Origin of the sequence: Kribbella ginsengisoli (assembly GCF_039537185.1) — a bacterium.
Lineage (GTDB): Bacteria > Actinomycetota > Actinomycetes > Propionibacteriales > Kribbellaceae > Kribbella > Kribbella koreensis.
The window spans coordinates 961,316-978,711 of record NZ_BAABAA010000001.1 but is presented as its reverse complement, the minus strand read 5'-3'; the positions used below and the strand labels follow the sequence as shown (position 1 = coordinate 978,711).

The 17,396-nt window shown below is 68.6% G+C and carries 22 protein-coding genes; 13 read left to right on the top strand and 9 right to left on the bottom strand.

The annotated features are described in order from the left end of the window. The first annotated feature begins 18 nt into the window (after window positions 1-18). From ABD768_RS04300 to ABD768_RS04285, 4 genes are read left to right on the top strand one after another with little or no spacing between them, the layout of a single operon-like run. Window positions 19-342 carry a hypothetical protein gene (locus ABD768_RS04300; protein ID WP_344837549.1) on the top strand — a complete coding sequence of 108 codons (324 nt, stop codon included), beginning with the start codon at window positions 19-21 and terminating at the stop codon, window positions 340-342. 4 nt (window positions 343-346) lie between these two features. Then, entirely contained in the window at window positions 347-2,173 is a 1,827-nt protein-coding gene (locus tag ABD768_RS04295) for an SMODS domain-containing nucleotidyltransferase (protein WP_344837546.1), read from the top strand. Window positions 2,174-2,220: 47 nt separating this feature from the next. Next, window positions 2,221-2,628 carry a MerR family transcriptional regulator gene (locus ABD768_RS04290; protein WP_343978262.1) on the top strand — a complete coding sequence of 136 codons (408 nt, stop codon included), beginning with the start codon at window positions 2,221-2,223 and terminating at the stop codon, window positions 2,626-2,628. 14 nt (window positions 2,629-2,642) lie between these two features. Beyond that, window positions 2,643-3,641: an aldo/keto reductase gene (locus tag ABD768_RS04285; RefSeq protein ID WP_344837543.1), complete on the top strand. Its 999-nt coding sequence runs from the start codon at window positions 2,643-2,645 to the stop codon at window positions 3,639-3,641. A gap of 7 nt (window positions 3,642-3,648) precedes the next feature. On the opposite strand, the gene ABD768_RS04280 is transcribed toward ABD768_RS04285, so the two are convergent. From ABD768_RS04280 to ABD768_RS04265, 4 genes are all read right to left on the bottom strand, one after another. Further along, window positions 3,649-4,383, bottom strand: coding sequence for an anti-sigma factor (locus tag ABD768_RS04280; protein WP_344837540.1), 735 nt, complete (start codon window positions 4,381-4,383; stop codon window positions 3,649-3,651). A gap of 5 nt (window positions 4,384-4,388) precedes the next feature. After that, the gene (locus tag ABD768_RS04275) at window positions 4,389-4,985 is read right to left on the bottom strand and encodes a sigma-70 family RNA polymerase sigma factor (RefSeq protein ID WP_344837537.1); all 597 of its coding nucleotides are present in this window, start codon (window positions 4,983-4,985) and stop codon (window positions 4,389-4,391) included. Window positions 4,986-5,052: 67 nt separating this feature from the next. Next, window positions 5,053-5,880 (bottom strand): formate dehydrogenase accessory sulfurtransferase FdhD, encoded by an 828-nt coding sequence (gene fdhD, locus ABD768_RS04270; protein WP_344837534.1) that lies wholly within the window; start codon window positions 5,878-5,880, stop codon window positions 5,053-5,055. An 18-nt stretch (window positions 5,881-5,898) separates the two neighbouring features. Further along, entirely contained in the window at window positions 5,899-6,996 is a 1,098-nt protein-coding gene (locus tag ABD768_RS04265) for a phosphotransferase (RefSeq protein ID WP_344837531.1), read from the bottom strand. 66 nt (window positions 6,997-7,062) lie between these two features. Here ABD768_RS04265 and ABD768_RS04260 point away from each other — a divergent pair, with 66 nt between their 5' ends. Beyond that, window positions 7,063-7,677 (top strand): trimeric intracellular cation channel family protein, encoded by a 615-nt coding sequence (locus ABD768_RS04260; protein WP_343978283.1) that lies wholly within the window; start codon window positions 7,063-7,065, stop codon window positions 7,675-7,677. Here ABD768_RS04260 and ABD768_RS04255 read toward each other — a convergent pair. Together ABD768_RS04255 and ABD768_RS04250 are read right to left on the bottom strand one after the other, a co-directional pair. Continuing rightward, window positions 7,660-8,376: a MerR family transcriptional regulator gene (locus ABD768_RS04255; protein ID WP_344837527.1), complete on the bottom strand. Its 717-nt coding sequence runs from the start codon at window positions 8,374-8,376 to the stop codon at window positions 7,660-7,662. The genes ABD768_RS04260 and ABD768_RS04255 overlap by 18 nt on opposite strands. Window positions 8,377-8,416: 40 nt before the next feature. Beyond that, window positions 8,417-9,592: an MFS transporter gene (locus ABD768_RS04250; protein WP_344837525.1), complete on the bottom strand. Its 1,176-nt coding sequence runs from the start codon at window positions 9,590-9,592 to the stop codon at window positions 8,417-8,419. 101 nt (window positions 9,593-9,693) lie between these two features. Between ABD768_RS04250 and ABD768_RS04245 the strand changes: the two genes are divergently transcribed. From ABD768_RS04245 to ABD768_RS04230, 4 genes are all read left to right on the top strand, one after another. Beyond that, the gene (locus ABD768_RS04245) at window positions 9,694-10,818 is read left to right on the top strand and encodes a ferrochelatase (protein ID WP_344837522.1); all 1,125 of its coding nucleotides are present in this window, start codon (window positions 9,694-9,696) and stop codon (window positions 10,816-10,818) included. Then, window positions 10,815-11,615 carry an inositol monophosphatase family protein gene (locus ABD768_RS04240; protein WP_343978294.1) on the top strand — a complete coding sequence of 267 codons (801 nt, stop codon included), beginning with the start codon at window positions 10,815-10,817 and terminating at the stop codon, window positions 11,613-11,615. The genes ABD768_RS04245 and ABD768_RS04240 overlap by 4 nt, the downstream gene beginning before the upstream one ends. Window positions 11,616-11,893: 278 nt before the next feature. After that, entirely contained in the window at window positions 11,894-12,193 is a 300-nt protein-coding gene (locus tag ABD768_RS04235; RefSeq protein WP_012921380.1) for a DUF4193 domain-containing protein, read from the top strand. Window positions 12,194-12,337: 144 nt separating this feature from the next. Next, the gene (locus ABD768_RS04230) at window positions 12,338-13,141 is read left to right on the top strand and encodes a DUF427 domain-containing protein (protein WP_344837519.1); all 804 of its coding nucleotides are present in this window, start codon (window positions 12,338-12,340) and stop codon (window positions 13,139-13,141) included. Here the strand turns inward: ABD768_RS04230 and ABD768_RS04225 are convergent. Continuing rightward, a complete protein-coding gene (locus ABD768_RS04225) occupies window positions 13,117-13,398 on the bottom strand; it encodes a DUF4235 domain-containing protein (protein WP_343978300.1) in 282 nt (93 codons plus the stop codon). The genes ABD768_RS04230 and ABD768_RS04225 overlap by 25 nt on opposite strands. A gap of 23 nt (window positions 13,399-13,421) precedes the next feature. Then, entirely contained in the window at window positions 13,422-13,877 is a 456-nt protein-coding gene (locus tag ABD768_RS04220) for a DUF3093 domain-containing protein (RefSeq protein WP_344837516.1), read from the bottom strand. Between the two features lie 52 nt (window positions 13,878-13,929). Between ABD768_RS04220 and dut the strand changes: the two genes are divergently transcribed. The 4 genes from dut to ABD768_RS04200 all read left to right on the top strand — a co-directional run bounded on the left by dut (window position 13,930) and on the right by ABD768_RS04200 (window position 16,426). Next, window positions 13,930-14,382 (top strand): dUTP diphosphatase, encoded by a 453-nt coding sequence (dut, locus tag ABD768_RS04215; protein WP_343978306.1) that lies wholly within the window; start codon window positions 13,930-13,932, stop codon window positions 14,380-14,382. 108 nt (window positions 14,383-14,490) lie between these two features. Continuing rightward, window positions 14,491-15,177 (top strand): DUF3710 domain-containing protein, encoded by a 687-nt coding sequence (locus ABD768_RS04210; RefSeq protein ID WP_343978309.1) that lies wholly within the window; start codon window positions 14,491-14,493, stop codon window positions 15,175-15,177. A 54-nt stretch (window positions 15,178-15,231) separates the two neighbouring features. After that, window positions 15,232-15,621, top strand: a complete 390-nt coding sequence (locus ABD768_RS04205) for an OB-fold nucleic acid binding domain-containing protein (RefSeq protein WP_343978312.1) — start codon at window positions 15,232-15,234, stop codon at window positions 15,619-15,621. Next, complete coding sequence (locus ABD768_RS04200; protein ID WP_344837511.1) at window positions 15,614-16,426, top strand: DUF3159 domain-containing protein; 813 nt, start codon at window positions 15,614-15,616, stop codon at window positions 16,424-16,426. The genes ABD768_RS04205 and ABD768_RS04200 overlap by 8 nt, the downstream gene beginning before the upstream one ends. Window positions 16,427-16,468: 42 nt before the next feature. On the opposite strand, the gene dapA is transcribed toward ABD768_RS04200, so the two are convergent. Further along, window positions 16,469-17,377 (bottom strand): 4-hydroxy-tetrahydrodipicolinate synthase, encoded by a 909-nt coding sequence (gene dapA / locus ABD768_RS04195; protein WP_344837508.1) that lies wholly within the window; start codon window positions 17,375-17,377, stop codon window positions 16,469-16,471. Window positions 17,378-17,396 lie beyond the last annotated feature (19 nt).

Sequence of the window (17,396 nt, the reverse complement as noted above, 5' to 3'; positions counted from 1 at the left end):
CGTTGTAACGTGCCGCGCATGAGTTTGCCGGTCGTGCGTGCTTACACCGCTCGGTTCTCCGGTGCGTTGACCGCTGTGTCGCTTGATCGGTTGCGCGAGGTCGCCGGGCTGCAGGCTCGTGGGCGGCTCGATGACGACCGGTCGGAAGAGTTCGGCGTACGCCGGCTGCGCGACACCCCCGGTACGCCGGTAGTGCTGCGGCTGTACCGAGAGGACGAGCGATGGTCGTTCGTCCTCACGTACCAAGGGGATCCACCGGCAGCCGGTGAGGTGGCGGCGGTGCGCGATCGCGTGCGGGCGGCGGTTGCCGCGGCGGGCGTAGTACTGGATCACGAGATCTGAGCCGGTGTATCCCGTCGATCCGGCCAACGGCTATCAGGTGCGGGCGCGGGACCTCGAGTTCCTCGGCTACTCACGTGAGCAACTCGAGTGGTGGCACGGCCGGACGGCTCCGAACGGGCTGACGCCTTTGCAGTTCCGCGAGTTCAGGTCGAGTCTGCTCGATGCGCTGCGGACGGACGGCGTACCGGTCGAGTCGGTCGAGGTGTATCTCAAGGGGTCGAGCGTCAGCTTCTTCGCCAACAAGCGGAAGGCGTTGCCGACGCCGGCGGAGCTGGCGGATCAGCCGGTGGCCAGGGCGCGGCTGGAGCAGTGGTTGGGTGATGATGCCGATCGGCCGCGGTCGAGGTTGTTCGACGCGATGCACCGGCTCGGGCTGGAGCCGCCGAGCGATGTCGATCTGGTGATCAGTTCCGACGAGATGGTCCGGCGGGCGCGGGAGCGGTACGAGGCCGATCCGGCGCATGGACCTGACGACTACCTGCATCCGAAGTACAGGTTCGTCCACAAGTCGTTGATGAACGAGGCGTTCCCGAGCATCGCCGACTGGACGGATCGGTGGCAGGCGATGCTCGGGCGGGAGGTGACACCGGCCGTCTTCGGGTTGCGCGATGAGCAGCTCGAACCGCCGGACATCGACCAGGCGGTGCGCTGGAAGATCGTAGGTCCGGAGGCTTTGAACACGGTAGGGAGTGGGCCGATGCGTGAGGCCGGCTACGAGGACAGGCTGCGGATCACGCCGCCGGAGCTGCCCGTGCCGGGCGAGAATCCCCGGCTGCGTGGCAATCAGCAGCGGGGGATCGATCGGGCGCTGCTGCGGTTTCTCGACTCCGAGGTCAGTCTGTCGGCGGATGCCTATCGGGTGCTGGGGGAGCGGGTGGCCGACGTACACCGGGCATTTGTTGAGGACTCGCGCTTCGGTGAGAACGAGAACCGGCTGCTCGGGCAGGGGAGTTGTTTCTACGGTACGGCGATCCAGCCGGTCGCCGGGCGCGGACTCGACGTCGACGTACTGCTCGAGCTTCCGTATCGCGCCGACTGGAATCCGCAGCGGTATCTGGTCGAGGCCGAGCGGGCGCTGAACGAGAGCCGGACCTGCGCGGGGTCGGCGCAGCGGCAGAGCCGGAACGTGCGGATCGACTTCCCGGGCGAGGTGCACGTGGACATCGTACCGATGGTGCAGCTGCCGTCGGGGGAGCGGGCGATCGTGAACTTCGACGAGGACGCCTTCCAGCCGGTCGATCCGGTCGGGATCGCGGAGTGGATCGACCAGCAGGACTCACGCGCGGGTGGAAGTCTGCGGCCGGCGGTGCGGCTGCTGAAGTATGCGAACGCTGTCGATGGGGAGTTGCCGCTGGCGCCGATCGCGTTGACCATCCAGTTGGGCGAGCAGATCAAGCGGTCCGGGTTGGCGCAGGCTGGACTGACTGAGGACCTGCGTCAGCTGACCGAGGGGTTGTGCGAGGCGACGGCGGATCCATCGCGCAAGCCGCGGATCGATGACCCGAGCCGGCCGGATGTGAACTTCGATCATCGGTGGAAGCCGGCGGACTATCAGCGGTTCCGGGTCGGGATCCGGGAGTACAACGAGCGACTGGCGAACGCGCTGCGGACGGATCCGGAGGGTACGCGGGCGGACGTGTGGGTGCCTGTGTTCGGGAAGGACTTCGCGAAGTACCTGAACAAGCCTGCTGTGGACAGCGAACTGCAGTTGTCCGCGGCGAGGGCTTTCGGTGGGAGCGCGCCGGCGGCACGGGCCGTGGATCCTGGTGCACAGGCTGCGAGGTGGCGGCCGGCCGGCGCGCCTGGTGCGGGTGAGCGTGGACGGGAATGAACGCCGGGGGTTGACCTGGAGTGCACTCCAGGTAGTTGGGTGGCTGCATGACCTCGATCCAGGTGCCGGAGAGCGGAGTGACCATCGGCGAGGCGGCCCGGCTGACCGGGTTGTCCATCGACACGTTGCGGTACTACGACCGCGAGGGTCTGCTCGGGGAGTTGCCGCGTGACGGTGGTGGGCGGCGACGATTCGATCAGCTCAGCATCGGGTTGCTGGATGTGCTGATCCGGTTGCGACGGACGGGGATGCCGATCGAGCAGGTGCGGCGGTTCACGCGGCACGTGCGCGAGGGCGACCGCGATCGGGCCGGCCGGCTGGCGTTGCTGCGTGAGCACCGGATCAAGGTGTTCGCCGATCTGCGGCAACTGGAGGCCGACCTCGAGGTCATCGACTGGAAGATCGCGGCCTACCAGGCCGCCGAGGACGGCATCGACCCGCCGCCTCGCGACTGAACTCGAGGAAGCTGATGACTGAGTCAATGAGTAGGCAGCTCGGCGGGCGTGGTACGAGCGCGCTGGGAGTTGGATGCTGGGCGATCGGTGGGCCGTGGGTGGCGTCCGGCCGGCCCGCGGGATGGGGGGAAGTGGATGACGAGGTCAGCATCCGGATGATCCACACGGCGATCGAGGCCGGGATCCGGTTGCTGGACACGGCTGATGTGTACGGCGCCGGGCACAGCGAGATGGTGGTCGGCGAGGCGCTGCGACGGTTGCCCGCGAGCGTGCGCGACGAGGTGATCGTGGCAACCAAGTTCGGCAACACCTTCGACGAGACGACTCGGGTGGCCGAGGGCCAGGACGTCACGCCGGCCGCGATCCGCGCCGCCACCGAGGGAAGCCTGCGCCGCCTCGGCGTCGAGGCACTCGACCTGACCCAGATGCACGGTGGTGCCGGCACCGCCGCCGAGGCCGAGGCCGTCGTGGCCAGCCTCGAAGAACTCGTTGCCGAGGGCAAACTAAAAGCCTTCGGCACCAGCGTCGACGAACCCGAGGTGATCGCGACGTTCGGCAAGTCGTCCGCGATCAGCGCCCAGTCCCAACTGAACGTCTTCGGCCACAACCCTGAGGTGCTGGCAACGGCCCACGAGTACGACCTGGCGGTACTGGCCCGAACCCCACTGGCCATGGGCCTGCTGACCGGCAAGTACAACCTCGCCAACCGCCCCGCCGAGACGGATGTCCGCCGAGACACCCCCTGGTGGACCTATTTCGACGACGACGCCATGTCCGACTGGCTCCGCCGCCTGGATTCCGTCCGAGAAATCCTCACCACCGACGGCCGCACCCTCACCCAGGGCGCCCTCGCCTACCTCTGGGCCTTGGACCCGATCATCATCCCCTTGCCCGGCGCCCGAACCCCAGAACAAGTCACCGAACACGCAGCCGCCATCAACTTCGGCCCGCTGCCCGAGTCAGCACGCCAGGAGATCGACGAGCTACTCGCCGATTCCCCGGAGCGCCGCTGAGCTCCGGTCAGGTCATCGGGATGACGCTGGCTGTGGTGAGGGTTGGTTCGGTGGCGCCGGGTTTGTTCTCGATGGTCAGGCCGAAGGCGATTTTGTCGGCTACGCCGCCGCGGATGACCTGGGGGCCGTCGGAGGTGGTTACGCCGACCGAGTGCATCACCTGGGACTTGTCGCTCAGCCAGAGTTGGTAGGTCTTGTTGCTGGGGAGTTTGGGCAGGTTGTTGAGGAGGACGATGGCGGTGTCCTTGCTGGGGGACATCACGACGGCCGCCTGGCCGCCGTCCTTCAGGTTGCCGCGGACGGTCTTGGCGTCGGGCTCGGCCAGCAGGGCGGCCAGTTGCTGGTTCTGCTGGTGTTCGCGGGAGCTGTCGCGGTACTGGTCGACGGCGATGCCGCCGGCGCCGGCGACGAGGAGGCCGGCCGCGGCCAGGCTGAAGAGGGAGCGGCGGTTGAAGGACTTCCGGCGTACCGGCGCGGGGAGCTCGACCTGTACTTCGGGGCGCACCAGCGGCGGTAGTTGCCGGGTGCCCGCGATCTCGGCGAGGACCCGGGCCTTCAGTGCGGGCGGTGGCTGGGTGGCGACCGCCGTACCGAGCTTGTTGGCCGCTTCACGGAGCTCCGCGACCTCCGCGCTGCAGGACTGGCAATCGGCGAGGTGCTCCTCGAAGTTGATCCGCTCGTCCTCGGGCAGTGCGTTCAATACGTAGGGACCGGTCAGCGCGTGCACTTCCGGTGTCGTCATGGCCCTCACCTCCCCGTCACACCCAGGCAGTCGCGCAGCCGGATCAGGCCGTCGCGCATGCGTGCTTTGATCGTCGCTAGCTTGGCGTCGAGCAACTCCGCCACTTCCCGGTACGAGTATCCGCCGTAGTAGGCCAGCGTCACCGATTCCCGCTGCAGCTCGGTCAGTGAGGACAGACAGTGCCGGACCTGCTCGACCTCGAGGTTCGTGGTCACGGCTTCCGCGACCTCGTCGTACTCCGTGGTCGAACTCGCCGCCGCGACCGCCTGCTCCCGGTCGGTCGACGACTGCTCCGAGCGGACCCGGTCGATCGCCCGGCGGTGCGCCATCGTCAGGACCCATGAGGTGAGCGATCCGCGATCGGCGTCGTACCGGGTCGCCGTGCGCCAGATCTCCACCATCACCTCCTGGGTCACCTCCTCGGACTGGGCCGGGTTGCGCAGGACGCGCCGGACCAGGCCGTAGACGCGGGGCGCCATCTGGTCGTACAGCTCGGCGAACGCGTCGGTGTCGCCGCGCGCCACCCGGGCCATCAGGTCGGCCGGGCTACCGGTCGCCGGGTTCACCACCCGCGGCCACGGTAAAGCGGTCTCCTCGCTCACAAGGCGTTTCCTCCGACTCGATCCAGCTGGTCGGGAGTACTTCGGAGCAGAGTGGTCATCGGATGGGTCAGCGCAGGACCCGGTCGGGTGAGCTGTAGATCACACAGCGCTCGCCCCGGGCGAAGCCGACGAGGGTGACGCCGAACCGTCGCGCGAGATCGACGGCGAGGCTGGACGGCGCTCCGACGGCGACCATCATGCCGATGCCCGCGGCGACCGTCTTCTGGACCAACTCGTAGCCCATCCGGCCGCTGACTACGAGGACTAGGTCCTTGCGGCTGCGCTGGTTGAGCACGGTCCAGCCGACCACCTTGTCGACGGCATTGTGGCGGCCGACGTCCTCCCGGACCACTACCTTCTGGCCGTCGGGGGTGAAGAGGCCAGCTGCGTGCAGGCCTCCGGTACGGCCGAAGGTGGGCTGCGCGTCGCGGAGGAGGTCGGGCAGGCGGAGTACTACGTCCAGCGGGACCTCTACCGGGTCGACTGGGTCGTACTGACGCTCGGCGAGCTCGTCGAGGCTCTGCTGGCCACAGACGCCACAGGCGGCCGAGGTGACGCCGTACCGCTGGGGTGGTTCGCGGTCAGGCGGGCCGTCGAAGGCGACGGTGACGGTGTTGAACTGCTGCTCGCGGGTGAGCTTCACGTCGGTGCAGTAGGCGACCGTGCTGATCGCGTCCGGTCGTACGGCGAAGCCCTCGCCGAGGCAGAAGCCGGCGGCGAGCTCGAAGTCGGAGCCGGGGGTGCGCATGGTGATGACGAGCGGCTCGGGCGGGCGACCGGGCCACTCGAGGCGGAGCTCGAGCGGTTCCTCGGTGACCACCACGTCCTCGCGGCGGGACGTCTTGGTGCCGTCCTGCACCTCGACCTTGTACCGGGTCGTGGGTCCTTTGCTCATGTATACAATCTAGGCGCTCTACCCCCAGTTGCGCCTGATGGCGAGCCAATCGAAGTAGGCCCAGGCGTAGAGACGCTGGTGGCGGCGGATCTCCGGGGTGCAGCCGAGTGGGGGCGGAGCGTCGAGCCGGTTGATGAAGTAGACGGCGAGGACGGCGGCGAAACAGTCGAGGTGCTCGGGTGGTACGTCTGCTGTCAGCGGGCTGGTTTTGACGGCGGCGAGGGTGTCGATGCCGTGGCGGTGGGCGAGCGGAAGCAGCCCGACCCAGTCGAACCAGGCGGGGCCGAGCGACAGCCAGTTCCAGTCGACGGTCCAGCAGATGTTGCTTGCGTCGATCAGAAGGTTGTCCGGCCGGATGTCGGTGTGGATCGCTGACGTGGGTGCCAGCGCCGTCGGATAAAGCTCAACCAGCTCCTGAAGCTCTCGGAGCCGATCAGGCAGCCACGGCTGGAACCCTTCAGGCATCGGCTCCTTCCCAGCCAGAATCTCGGCCGGCCGGTACCGCGGAAAGCTGGGCCCCTCGATCTCAGCACTGAAAGGCTCGAGATCGTCGAACGGACTGGGTGTTAGAGCATCCGCCATCTGCTCAAGCGTAGAAGTCACCGTCGCGAAGTCCTCCGGAGTCCAGGGCATGCCTGGCATCCGAGCGTCGACCCGCTCCGACGCAACCGCGAACCATCGGGCTTCGCCTTCGGTCGCGGGGGTGGGGGAGGAAGCGGTCGCGCCGCTGATGGTGGTGCTGGGCTTGCCGCCGGTGGCGGCGCCTGGCGGGCTGCCTGCGGCAGCGGCCGTACGGGGTGCGGTTGCGTGGGCTGTTGCGAGGATGCGGGGGACTCGGATGGATGCCGGTAGGCGGGGGACCAGTTCTGCTTCGCGTTGGTAGGCCTTGTACGGGTGTTGGCTGTCGTCTGCGGCTTTGATGAAGAGTTGGCGGCCGTCTGCGAGGGTGACGGGGGCTGCGAAGCCGCCGGTGAAGCCGGAGCCTACCGAGGGGGCGGCCTCGAGGATTTCGGTGCCTAGGGCAACTTCCAGGGCATCGCGGAGGGACGCCGGGAGAGCGCTCCATGAAGGGCGGGCCGAGGTGGCTGTGTAGTCGACTTCGGGGGGTCCGCTCATGCATGCAGGGTAGGGGGTCGGCGTGGCGGGTGCCGCTGGTTTTCGGGGCGCGGCTACGGTGCGGGGGTGAGTGGATGGGCTTTGCATGTGCTCGATCTGGTGGGGATCTTCGTGTTCGGGATCACCGGAGCGCTGGTCGGAGTACGCAAGAAGCTGGACGTGTTCGGGATCCAGGTGCTGGCGCTGGTGACCGGGCTCGGAGGTGGGTTCATCCGCGATGTGCTGATCGGCGCGACTCCGCCGGCCGCGCTGGTCGACTGGCGGTATCTGGTGGTGCCGGTGGCGGCTGGGCTGATCACCTTCTTCCTGCATCCGGGGATCGGGCGGGTCGAGCGGCTGGTCAACATCTTCGATGCGGCCGGGCTTGCGTTGTTCTGCGTCACGGGCGCTCGCAAGGCGCTGGAGTACGGACTGCCGCCGCTGTCGGCCGCGCTCGTCGGCACGATCTCCGGTATCGGCGGCGGCGTCATCCGCGATCTGCTCTCCGGCCGCGTCCCCGTCGTACTGCGCAGCGAGATCTACGCCACCCCCGCCTTCCTCGGCGCCGGCATCGTGGTCGTCGTCAACGCCCTCCACTACGACGCGCCCTGGACCACCCTCGCAGCGGCCGTCGTCTGCTTCCTGATCCGCTTCATCGCCATCCGCCGAGGCTGGAACGCCCCGCTACCCCGTATGACGTAGAGCAGCCCATCCGTTGACCACGGCAAGCAGTTCCAGGTACCGGTCCCAGCGCGGATCCACAGGTCGCTGCAACTGCGCGAACCGCTCACGCAGCGTCCCCGGCCGCACGACGACGACCGCATAGTCGGCCGCCATCAGCCGGACGCTGGAACGGAAGGACTCCTGCTGGGCGAGCTCGGCAAGCTCGACCCAGGCTTCCAGCTGCTCCGCAGACGGATGGTCCGGTAGCTCAGCGGTGAGCGTCTGCCGGATGCCCGCGAACACCGGGTCCGATCCGAAGACGCTCATCAGGAAGTCGTCGACCAGTTGCGATCGTTCGGTTTCGGAGAGTCGGGCCAGTCGGTGCATGAGATTCAGCTCCTCAGGAGTCGAGCCACGCTCGGCCACCGCCGTGAGGATCGCGCGCCGCAACCGCAGCGTCCGGATCTGGACCGCGAGCGCCTCCGCATGGGCTGCGGCCACGTCGGAGAGCGCGAGCTCCTGATCCAGCACCTGGCGGATCGTGCCGAGATCGAGCCCGAGCTCCCGCAAGGACCGGACCAGTTCGAGTCGGGCGACGGCGGCGAGGTCGTAGCGGCGGTAACCGGCCGGGCTGCGGTCGGTCGGTGGAACGAGCCCGCGGTCGGAGTAGTACCGGACCGCCTTGACCGTGAGTCCGGTCCGCCGGGCCAGTTCACCGATCGGGAAGAGTTCGTCCATACCGGCCACCCTCCTGTCTCCCCTCGGGGGAGAGTCAACCTCAGTTGTGGGCGAAGCGGGTCTTCGGGCGGGCGAAGGTGACCGAGACGCTCGCGATCAGGGCACACGTGATGCCGACGCTGACCGGGACCCAGTACGCCGTCGAGGCGCCCCACACGTCGACCGCGTGTCCGGCGGCCGCGTTGCCCGGGGCGACACCGAGCAGCAGCCCGGTGACGGTCCAGGTGATCGCCTCGGTGAGCCGCTGGGGCGGTACCCACTCCTCGACACACGCGGTGACCGCGACCATCGTCGGCGCGATCGTCAGACCGGCCCCGAACAGCACCACGCCCAGCACGAGGATGTTGCCGACGAAGGGCAGCGGCGCGAGCGTGATGGCCAAAGCGATGGTGCCGAGCAGCAGCCGTCGCTCCACCGGCGCCTTCCAGTGCACCGATCCGTACCAGAGGCCCGCCAGCAGCGACCCGAGCGCCCACACGGCCAGTACGACGCCGGACATGCCCGGCTTGCCCTCGGAGGCGGTGAACGCGACAGTGACGACCTCAGCGCTTCCCAGCGTGGCGCCCAGGCCGAGCCCGATGATGCTGAGCAGGAGGAGGGAGAGCCAGGGGAGCGGTGCCTTCTCGGTACCGTTCGCGCTGCCGCGTCCTGGCGGGTCGGAGGCGCGCAGTGAGGCCAGCCAGATGCCACCACCCAGGCCGAGGAGTCCGGCTGCCGCCAGTCCGGCGTACGGGCTGATCTGGGTGGCGAGGGCCGTGACGAGGACCGGACCGACGATGAAGACGACCTCGTCGCCGACGGCCTCGAGCGCGAACGCGGTCTGCAGGGCGCGCCCCCGGCCGAGCAGATGGGTCCAGCGGGCCCGGACGAACGAGCCGACCTGCGGACGGGTGCCCCCGGCAACGAACGAGATGACGTACAGCACCCAGGACGGCGCGTCGGCACGGACCGCGACGAGCAGACCGCCGAGCGCGATCGTGCACAGCGTCGTACCGACCAGGAGCAGCGACCGCTGGCCCCAGCGGTCGACCAGCCGGCCCTGGATCGGTCCGGTGAGCGCTCCCGCGATCACCCCGGCGGCCGAGACCGCGCCGGCCAGCCCGTAGGAGCCGCTCTCCCGGGCGATCAGGATGACGATGCCGAGGCCGAGCATCGAGATCGGCATCCGGCCGATGATCGCGGCAACGAAGAAGGCACGGGCGCCAGGGCGGCGCATGAGGTGTACGTAGGGCTTCAGCATAGGAAATCGAGTTCACCCTAACTCGCGCCGAGGGGACCACACGCATCCATTTCCGGTGCGCCTGGGATCATCGGGGTATGCCCGTCGAGCCGACGCCAGATCCAGTCTTTGACCCCACCCCGTACGACGCCGTCCTGCTGCTGTCCTTCGGTGGTCCCGAGAAGCCCGCGGACGTGCTGCCCTTCCTGCAGAACGTCACCCGCGGCCGCGGCATCCCGGACGAGCGGCTGGTGGAGGTGGGTGAGCACTACTACTCGTTCGGCGGCCGCAGCCCGATCAACGACCAGAACCGTGAGCTGCTGAGCGCGCTGCGTGAGTCCTTCGACGAGGTGGGCCTTGACCTGCCGCTGTACTGGGGCAACCGCAACTGGGAGCCGTACCTGACCGACACGTTGCGCCAGATGACGGCCGACGGCGTACGCCGGGCTGTGGTGATCGTCACCAGCGCCTACCCCTCGTACTCCGGCTGCCGGCAGTACCGGGAGAACCTGGCCGATGCGACCGCTGCGGTCGAGGGTGCGCCGCGGATCGACAAGCTGCGGCACTATGCCAACCACCCCGGCTTCGTCGGCTCCTTCGTCGAGTCGACCGCCGAGGCGCTGAGCAAGCTGCCCGAGGGCTCCGCGATCGCGTATGTGACGCACTCCATCCCGAACAAGATGAACGAGACCAGTGGCCCCGACGGCAACGGATACGTGAGCTGGCACCAGGACGTGGCCGCCGAGATCACGGCGGAGCTGCAGCGGCGTACAGGGGTCGAGCGCCGGACCGACCTGGTCTACTGCTCGCGCTCTGGGCCGCCGCAGGTGCCGTGGCTGGAGCCGGACGTCAACGACCACCTGGAGGCCCTTGCGGCCGACGGGGTGCCCGGTGTCGCCGTAGTACCGATCGGGTTCGTCAGTGACCACATGGAGGTCATCTACGACCTCGACACCGAGGCACTGGCGACTGCGGAGAAGCTGCGGCTGCCGATGGCTCGCGCCGCGACCCCTGGTACCGACCCGCGGTTCGTGACGATGCTGCGCGACCTGGTCCTCGAGCGGGCCGCCGCCGAGCGTGGCGAGCAGCCTGCCCGCCCCTGCCTCGGCAAGCTCGGCCCCGGCTGGGATGACTGCCGCCCCGACTGCTGTCCCGCCCTCCGCCGCCCCGGAGCGCCCACCTCAAATGAACCCGCCGCACCGGCAGCTAAGGAATCCATATGAGCTCCGAGAACCCCCAGGACCTGTTGAAGCTGGCGGTCGAGGTCGCCGCCGAGGCAGCCCAGCTGATCGTCGAGCGCCGCCGGGGCACGATCACCGTGGCCGACACGAAGAGCACCGCGACGGACATCGTCACGGCTGTCGACCGGGAGTCGGAGGAGCTGATCCGGGCCCGGGTGCTGGCGGCCCGGCCGGACGACTCGTTCCTCGGCGAGGAGGGTGACGACGTCAACGGCTCCAGTGGCGTCCGGTGGGTCGTCGACCCGATCGACGGCACGGTCAACTACCTGTACGACATTCCGACGTACGCGGTGTCGATCGCGGTCGAGGTGGACGGGCAGACGGTGGCCGGCGTGGTCGTGGACGCGCCCAAGGGGGAGATGTTCACCGCGACGCTCGGCGGTGGAGCGTTCCTCGACGGGCAGCCGATCCAGGTCTCGGACTGCCCGGATCTGAGTAAGGCGCTGGTCGGCACCGGCTTCGGGTACGACCCGGACCGCCGCCTGGTGCAGGCCGAAGTTGTGCAATCTCTCATCGCCAAGGTCCGCGACATCCGCCGGATCGGGGTCGGCGCGATCGACCTGTGTTACGTAGCGTGCGGCCGGCTCGACGCTGTGTACGAGCGGGGGCTCAACCCGTGGGACTACGGTGCGGGCGCACTGATCGCGTCGGAGGCCGGGGCGACCGTCGGCGGGATCGGCGGAGCCCCGGTTTCGCCCGAGATGTCGATCGCCGCGACCCCCGCCGTGTTCAGCGCGCTGCACGATGCGCTCGCTGCCGCCAACCCGCTCAGATCGTAAAACTGCTCATTAGTGCGCGCTAGTACGCAATAATGAGCATTCGACTGTTCGGTCCTGTCTCAATCTGCGACACGCGGGCCAGAAGGTGGACCCCGACGCGCGCGAAGGCCCGTTGATAGGGCACAATCCCTGCCTCGGGGGCGGTACTGACACCGCTGCCAGCCTGTCTGTCAAGGGTTTCGGGGGACGAGAGCTTCCATCGCGGAATTTCTCGGCCGCTTTACCCGTTCCAGGGCTCAGCAGGCAACACCACGGGTACGAAGAGGGCAGGGAACACCATGGCGACTGATTACGACGCCCCGCGCAAGACGGACGAGGACTCCAGCGAAGAGTCGATCGAGGAACTGAAGACTCGCCGTCACGACAAGAACTCCGGCAAGGTCGACGAGGACGAGGCGGAAGCTGCGGAAAGCTTCGAGCTGCCCGGCGCGGACCTGAGCCACGAAGAGCTGGCGGTGCGGGTGCTCCCGCGCCAGGCCGACGAGTTCACCTGTTCGAGCTGCTTCCTGGTTCACCACCGCAGCCAGCTCGCGAACAGCAAGAACGGACAGCTGATCTGCCGCGACTGCGCTGCCTGAACCACAGCATCGTCGCCCTGCTCGGCTGAGTCCGTACCGACTCACGGGACCGTCCCCTTCCGGGGGGACGGTCCCGTTGTCATGTCCTGCAATAGGTAGCTCTCACCGATGTGCAGGCGGCCGAGCGGCTCCTAGCCTGGCCGTATGAGCAAGCAGATGCGGGACCTTTGGGCGGAGGGGCTGGGGCAGCTACGCCACGAACCGACCGAGATGCGGGTGCGGATCCGGCACGACGGTCACGAGCTGGTGGACACGGCCAGGGCGCTCCTGGTCTGGGAACCGCGCCGGGTGGTCCCCTCGTACGCCGTACCGGCCACCGAGCTGCACGCCACGCTGAAGCCGTCGGACGCGCCGGTGATGCCGGTACCGGACGGCATCCTCCATCCCGGCATCCCCTTCGCGGCGCACTCGTGCCCGGGGGAGATGATGGACGTCGACGGACTGGCGGGCGCGGGGTTCCGGCCGGCGGACACCGACCTGGCCGAATACGTCGTACTGGACTTCAGGGCCTTCGACGAGTGGTACGAGGAGGACGAGCGGCTGGTGGGGCATCCGCGGGAGCCGTATCACCGGGTGGCGGCCCGGCAGAGCTCGCGGACAGTCCGGGTCGAGCGGGACGGGCAGGTGCTCGCCGAGAGCAGTAGGCCGACACTGGTGTTCGAAACGAGTCTGCCGACGCGGTTCTACCTACCGCGGGAAGACTTCGTCATCGACCTGGTGGAGAGCGACCGGGTGACTACCTGCGCCTACAAGGGCAGGGCTACCTACTACGGCAGTGACAGCCTCCTGTGGAGCTACCTGGAGCCGCTGAAGGAGGCTAGGGAGCTCGCCGGGCTGGTGTCGTTCTACGACGACGTACTGGACGTCTACGTCGACGGGAAGCTTCGCGACCGCCCGCGCGGTCCCGTCGCGGAGTCGCTGCGTCAGGAGTTCGGCTTGTCCTCGTAGCCGGGAGGCAGGCTGCCGGTGGACTTCAGCCAGTACTTGGCCGCGCGGTCTTCGGCGAACCGCTTGGCGGCCGCGGCGGACGCGCCACTGGCCACGGCCCAGGTGATGATCTCGATGTAGCCGGCCTGGTTGCCCTTGGGCGGCTTGCCGCCGGACCCGATCTTCCAGGCCGTCGTCACCGCCTTGTTGGCGACCAGCGACACCACGATGGTGAACGCCATCAGCACAAGCTTCCAGCCGATCTTCGCTCCGACCACGACTACCTCCTAGGTCCCGTTGTTCAGGATCTTGCCACGCTGTCGGCTGTGAGCGCCGCTGCCAGCCGATCAGGGTGTCGCGTGCCGATCAGCCAGTACGGCGCCGGGTCCTGCGGGTCAGTGATCTCGACCCGTACCGCGCCAGGCAGGTAGCTGCGCAGGACGAGGAAGGCAGCGGGGTCGCAGTCGCGGCCGAACGCGTTGCGGGCATCCTCACCGGACAGGGGCTCGACCTTGCCGAGGTACTCCCGCTCGATGGCGGCACGGCCGGCCCGGAGCTTCTCGGAGTCGACGGCGACCACAGCACCGCCGTACCGGGTGAACAGGGTGAGCAGGAGGACAGCGGCGATCCCGCCGACCGCTGCGCCCGCTATGACGCCGGCAGGGACAGCAGTGATGACGTACAGGGTGATCACTGCGGCAGTGGCGATGACCCACCAGCTCACTGGCACGCTCAGCCGTTCCCGGTATTGCTCCACGACACCAGCCTGGCACGCCCGGTGTCCGGTGCCGTCGGTAGGGTCCTCTCCCATGACTGAGGTACTGATCCAGCGGCTAGACGAGGACCTGCCGGTACCGGCGTACGCGCACCCTGGAGACGCGGGTGCCGACCTCGTGGCAGCCAGTGACATCACGTTGAAGCCAGGGGAGCGGGGACTGGTCGGTACCGGGATCGCGATCGCGCTCCAGGACGGGTACGCCGCGTTCGTGCACCCGCGCTCCGGACTGGCCGCGAAACACGGGGTGTCGATCGTCAACGCGCCGGGCACCGTGGACGCGGGTTACCGTGGCGAGATCAAGGTGTGCCTGATCAATCTGGACCCGGCCGCCGAGATCACCCTGAAGCGCGGCGACCGGATCGCGCAGCTGATCATCCAGCGGGTCGAGCGGGCCCGGTTCGTCGAGGTGACGAAGCTGCCCGGGTCGGATCGCGGCGAGGGTGGCCACGGCTCGACGGGTGGCTTCGGTGGTGTGACACGCTGATCAGGTGCACGCGATTGACCTGCGGCATGCGCGAGACTACGGCGGGCCTTGGCTGAGTCATGGCCGCCAGCGGATTTAGATGATGACTATGGAAGTAGGGCTAGAGCAGTGATCTTCCGTCGCAAGGGCAAGAACGACGACGAGCCGGCCACCTCTGGCGGTTTCTTTGGCGACGACGATGAAACAGTCGAGGCCGACGACGCCGAAGAGGCCGCGCCGGTCGGTCGCAGCGCCGGCCCGTTCGACTCGACCGAGGTGGATGCCGAGTCGCTCGAGGCCGAGGACCGGATCGACCTGGGGGCGCTGGTCGTCACCGGGCTGCCGGGCATGGAGCTGCGGCTGCAGGTCGACGAGGCCAGCGGTGATGTCCAGGCGGTGCTGCTGGTGCTGGAGGACTCGGCGCTGGAGCTGCGCGCGTTCGCGGCGCCCAAGACGAGTGGCATCTGGTCCGAAGTGCGGCGTGAGATCGCTTCCGAGGCGACCCGGATGGGTGGCACGGCGTCCGAGACCGAGGGACCGTTCGGGACCGAGCTCGTGCTCGTCGTACCGGTCGAGGACCCCGAAGGGCAGATCTTCAGCCAGACCTCGCGCGTCATCGGTGTGGACGGTCCGCGCTGGCTGCTGCGGGCCACCGTGCTGGGCCGCGCCGCCGTCGAGCCGGACGCCGCGCCGCCGATGGAGCAGTCGCTGCGCAACGTGGTCGTCGTCCGTGGTCCGGAGCCGATGGCGCCGCGTGAGTCGCTGGCTCTGCGGCTGCCCGCGGGTGCCCAGGCAGCGACCGAGGAAGAGGCCTGACCGACATGTCCGGATACCGGCCGAGCACGCTCACGAACGGCTTACACTGGGCTCATGGGTAGTGAGAAACCCGGGGGGCTGTGGAAGCGCGCCTTCAAGGGACTGGCCGGCGACCGGGACGAGCAGGACGCCGAAGTACTGAAGGACTACGCGTCGGGTTGTGGCGCGCGGTCGATCACCGGATGCCATGACCGGGAGATGGTGACGCTGTACGGCACGCTGCGCACGATCACGTTCAGCCCGCGCGGCGGCGTACCGGCGCTCGAGGGTGAGCTGTACGACGGCACCGGCACGGTCAAGCTGGTCTGGCTGGGCCGGCGCAAGATCGCCGGCATCCACCCGGGATCGGAGCTGACCGCGTCCGGGCGGATCGGTGTCGTGGACGGGGACCGGGTGATGTTCAACCCGAAGTACGAGCTCCGTCCCGCGGCCGCGCATGGCTGAGCCGCACGGAACGCAGCGTGACCAGCTCGACGAGGACCTGAACGAGAAGCTCGTCGAGATTCTGAAGCCCGAGTTCGAGGCGGCCGGGGCAGTACCGCCGGCCGAGGAAGTACCGGCCGTGGAAGGGTCACCGGCCAAGCCCGAGGCGACCACCGACAAGGACTTCTTCCAGGCGCTCGGCGGCTGGGGAGCCCTGCTCGACGTCGGTCTGCCGTGGATCGCGTTCATGATCGTGTACGCCGCGTCCGACCACGACCTCAAGCTGGCCCTGATCGTGGCGGTCGCCTGCGGTGGCGCGGTCGCGCTGCTCCGGCTGCTGCGCAAGCAGCCGCTGCGCAACGTCATCGGCGGCTTCATCGGCGTCGCGTTCTCCGCGTGGGTCGCGAACCGCAGTGGCAAGGCCGAGAACGTCTACCTCCCCGGCATGATCCTCAGCGGCGGCTACCTCCTCATCTACGGCCTCTCGATCGTCGTCCGCTGGCCGCTGTTCGGCGCCCTCTACGGCGTGATCACCCAGACCGGCGGCGAGTGGCGCAAAGACCCCGACATGTACCGGGGCTTCAACCGCGCGACGCTGGTCTTCGCGGGTCTGTTCGCCGGCCGTCTGGCCATCCAGATTCCGCTGTATCTGACCCACCAGCTGAACGCCCTGGGGATCGCCAAGATCGGCCTCGGCCTCCCGTGTTACGCACTCGCGCTGTGGCTTGCGTACTCCGTCCTGCGAGGCTCCCTCCCGGCCGACAAGTGGGACGAAACCCGGGACCACGTCACGGGCCTGCTCCGCGGCGGCGGCGCCAAGAAGTAGGACCGTACTGGCCGGGCTGCTCAGACCCGGCCAGTGCGCGGTCTATTGCGGCGTACCGGCGGCGAACAGCGCATTCGCAGTAGCAGCCAGAGTTCTCAGCTCCGAAGCCGACAGCTGACCTTCGATCAGGGGGAGGCGGACTGTCGCGTGCGGGATCACGCCTAGCTCGGCTAGGGCTGCCTTGGTGTTGGGGGCGCCTTGGGAGGTGGCTGTGAGGGCCGTGGTGGTGGGGATTTGGGAGCGGTGGAGGGCTTGGGCGGTGGGGAGGTCGCTGGTGCGGATGGCGTCGAGGAGGGCGGCGTTTGGGCCGGCGGTGAGGTTGGCGGTGACGCTGACCAGGCCGGTGGCGCCGGCGGCCAGGTAGGGGAGGTTGAGGTCGTCGATGCCGCAGTAGTAGGCCAGGGAGGTGGTGGCCATCAGGGTCATTGCTTCGGGGAGGTCGCCCTTGGCGTCCTTGATGGCGTGGATGTGGGGGTGGGTGGCCAGCTCGGCGATGGTGGTGGGGGAGAGCGCCAGGCCGGTGCGGTGGGGGACGTCGTAGAGCATGACCGGGAGGGTGGTGGCGTCGGCTACTGCCCGGCAATGGGCTAGTAGGCCGGCTTGGGTTGGCTTCGAGTAGTACGGGGTGACCAGTAGGAGGCCATCGGCGCCGGCTGCTTCAGCTGCGTGGGCGCGGTGGGTGGTGGTGGCGGTGTCGTAGGTGCCGATGCCGGCGATGACCTTGGCGCGGCCGTTCGCCTGGGTTGCGACGGCTTGGATGAGTTGGGTGGTTTCGGCGTCGGTGAGGGTGGGGGCTTCGCCGGTGGTGCCGGCGACTACGAGGCCGTCGGCGCCGGTGGTGAGGAGGTGGTCGACGAGGCTGGTGAGGCCGGGGAGGCTGATCGAGCCGTCGGGGTTCATCGGGGTCACCATGGCGACGAGGTTGGTGCCGAAGAGGTCTGCTGCGGTCATGGGTTTGATCGTTGTCGAC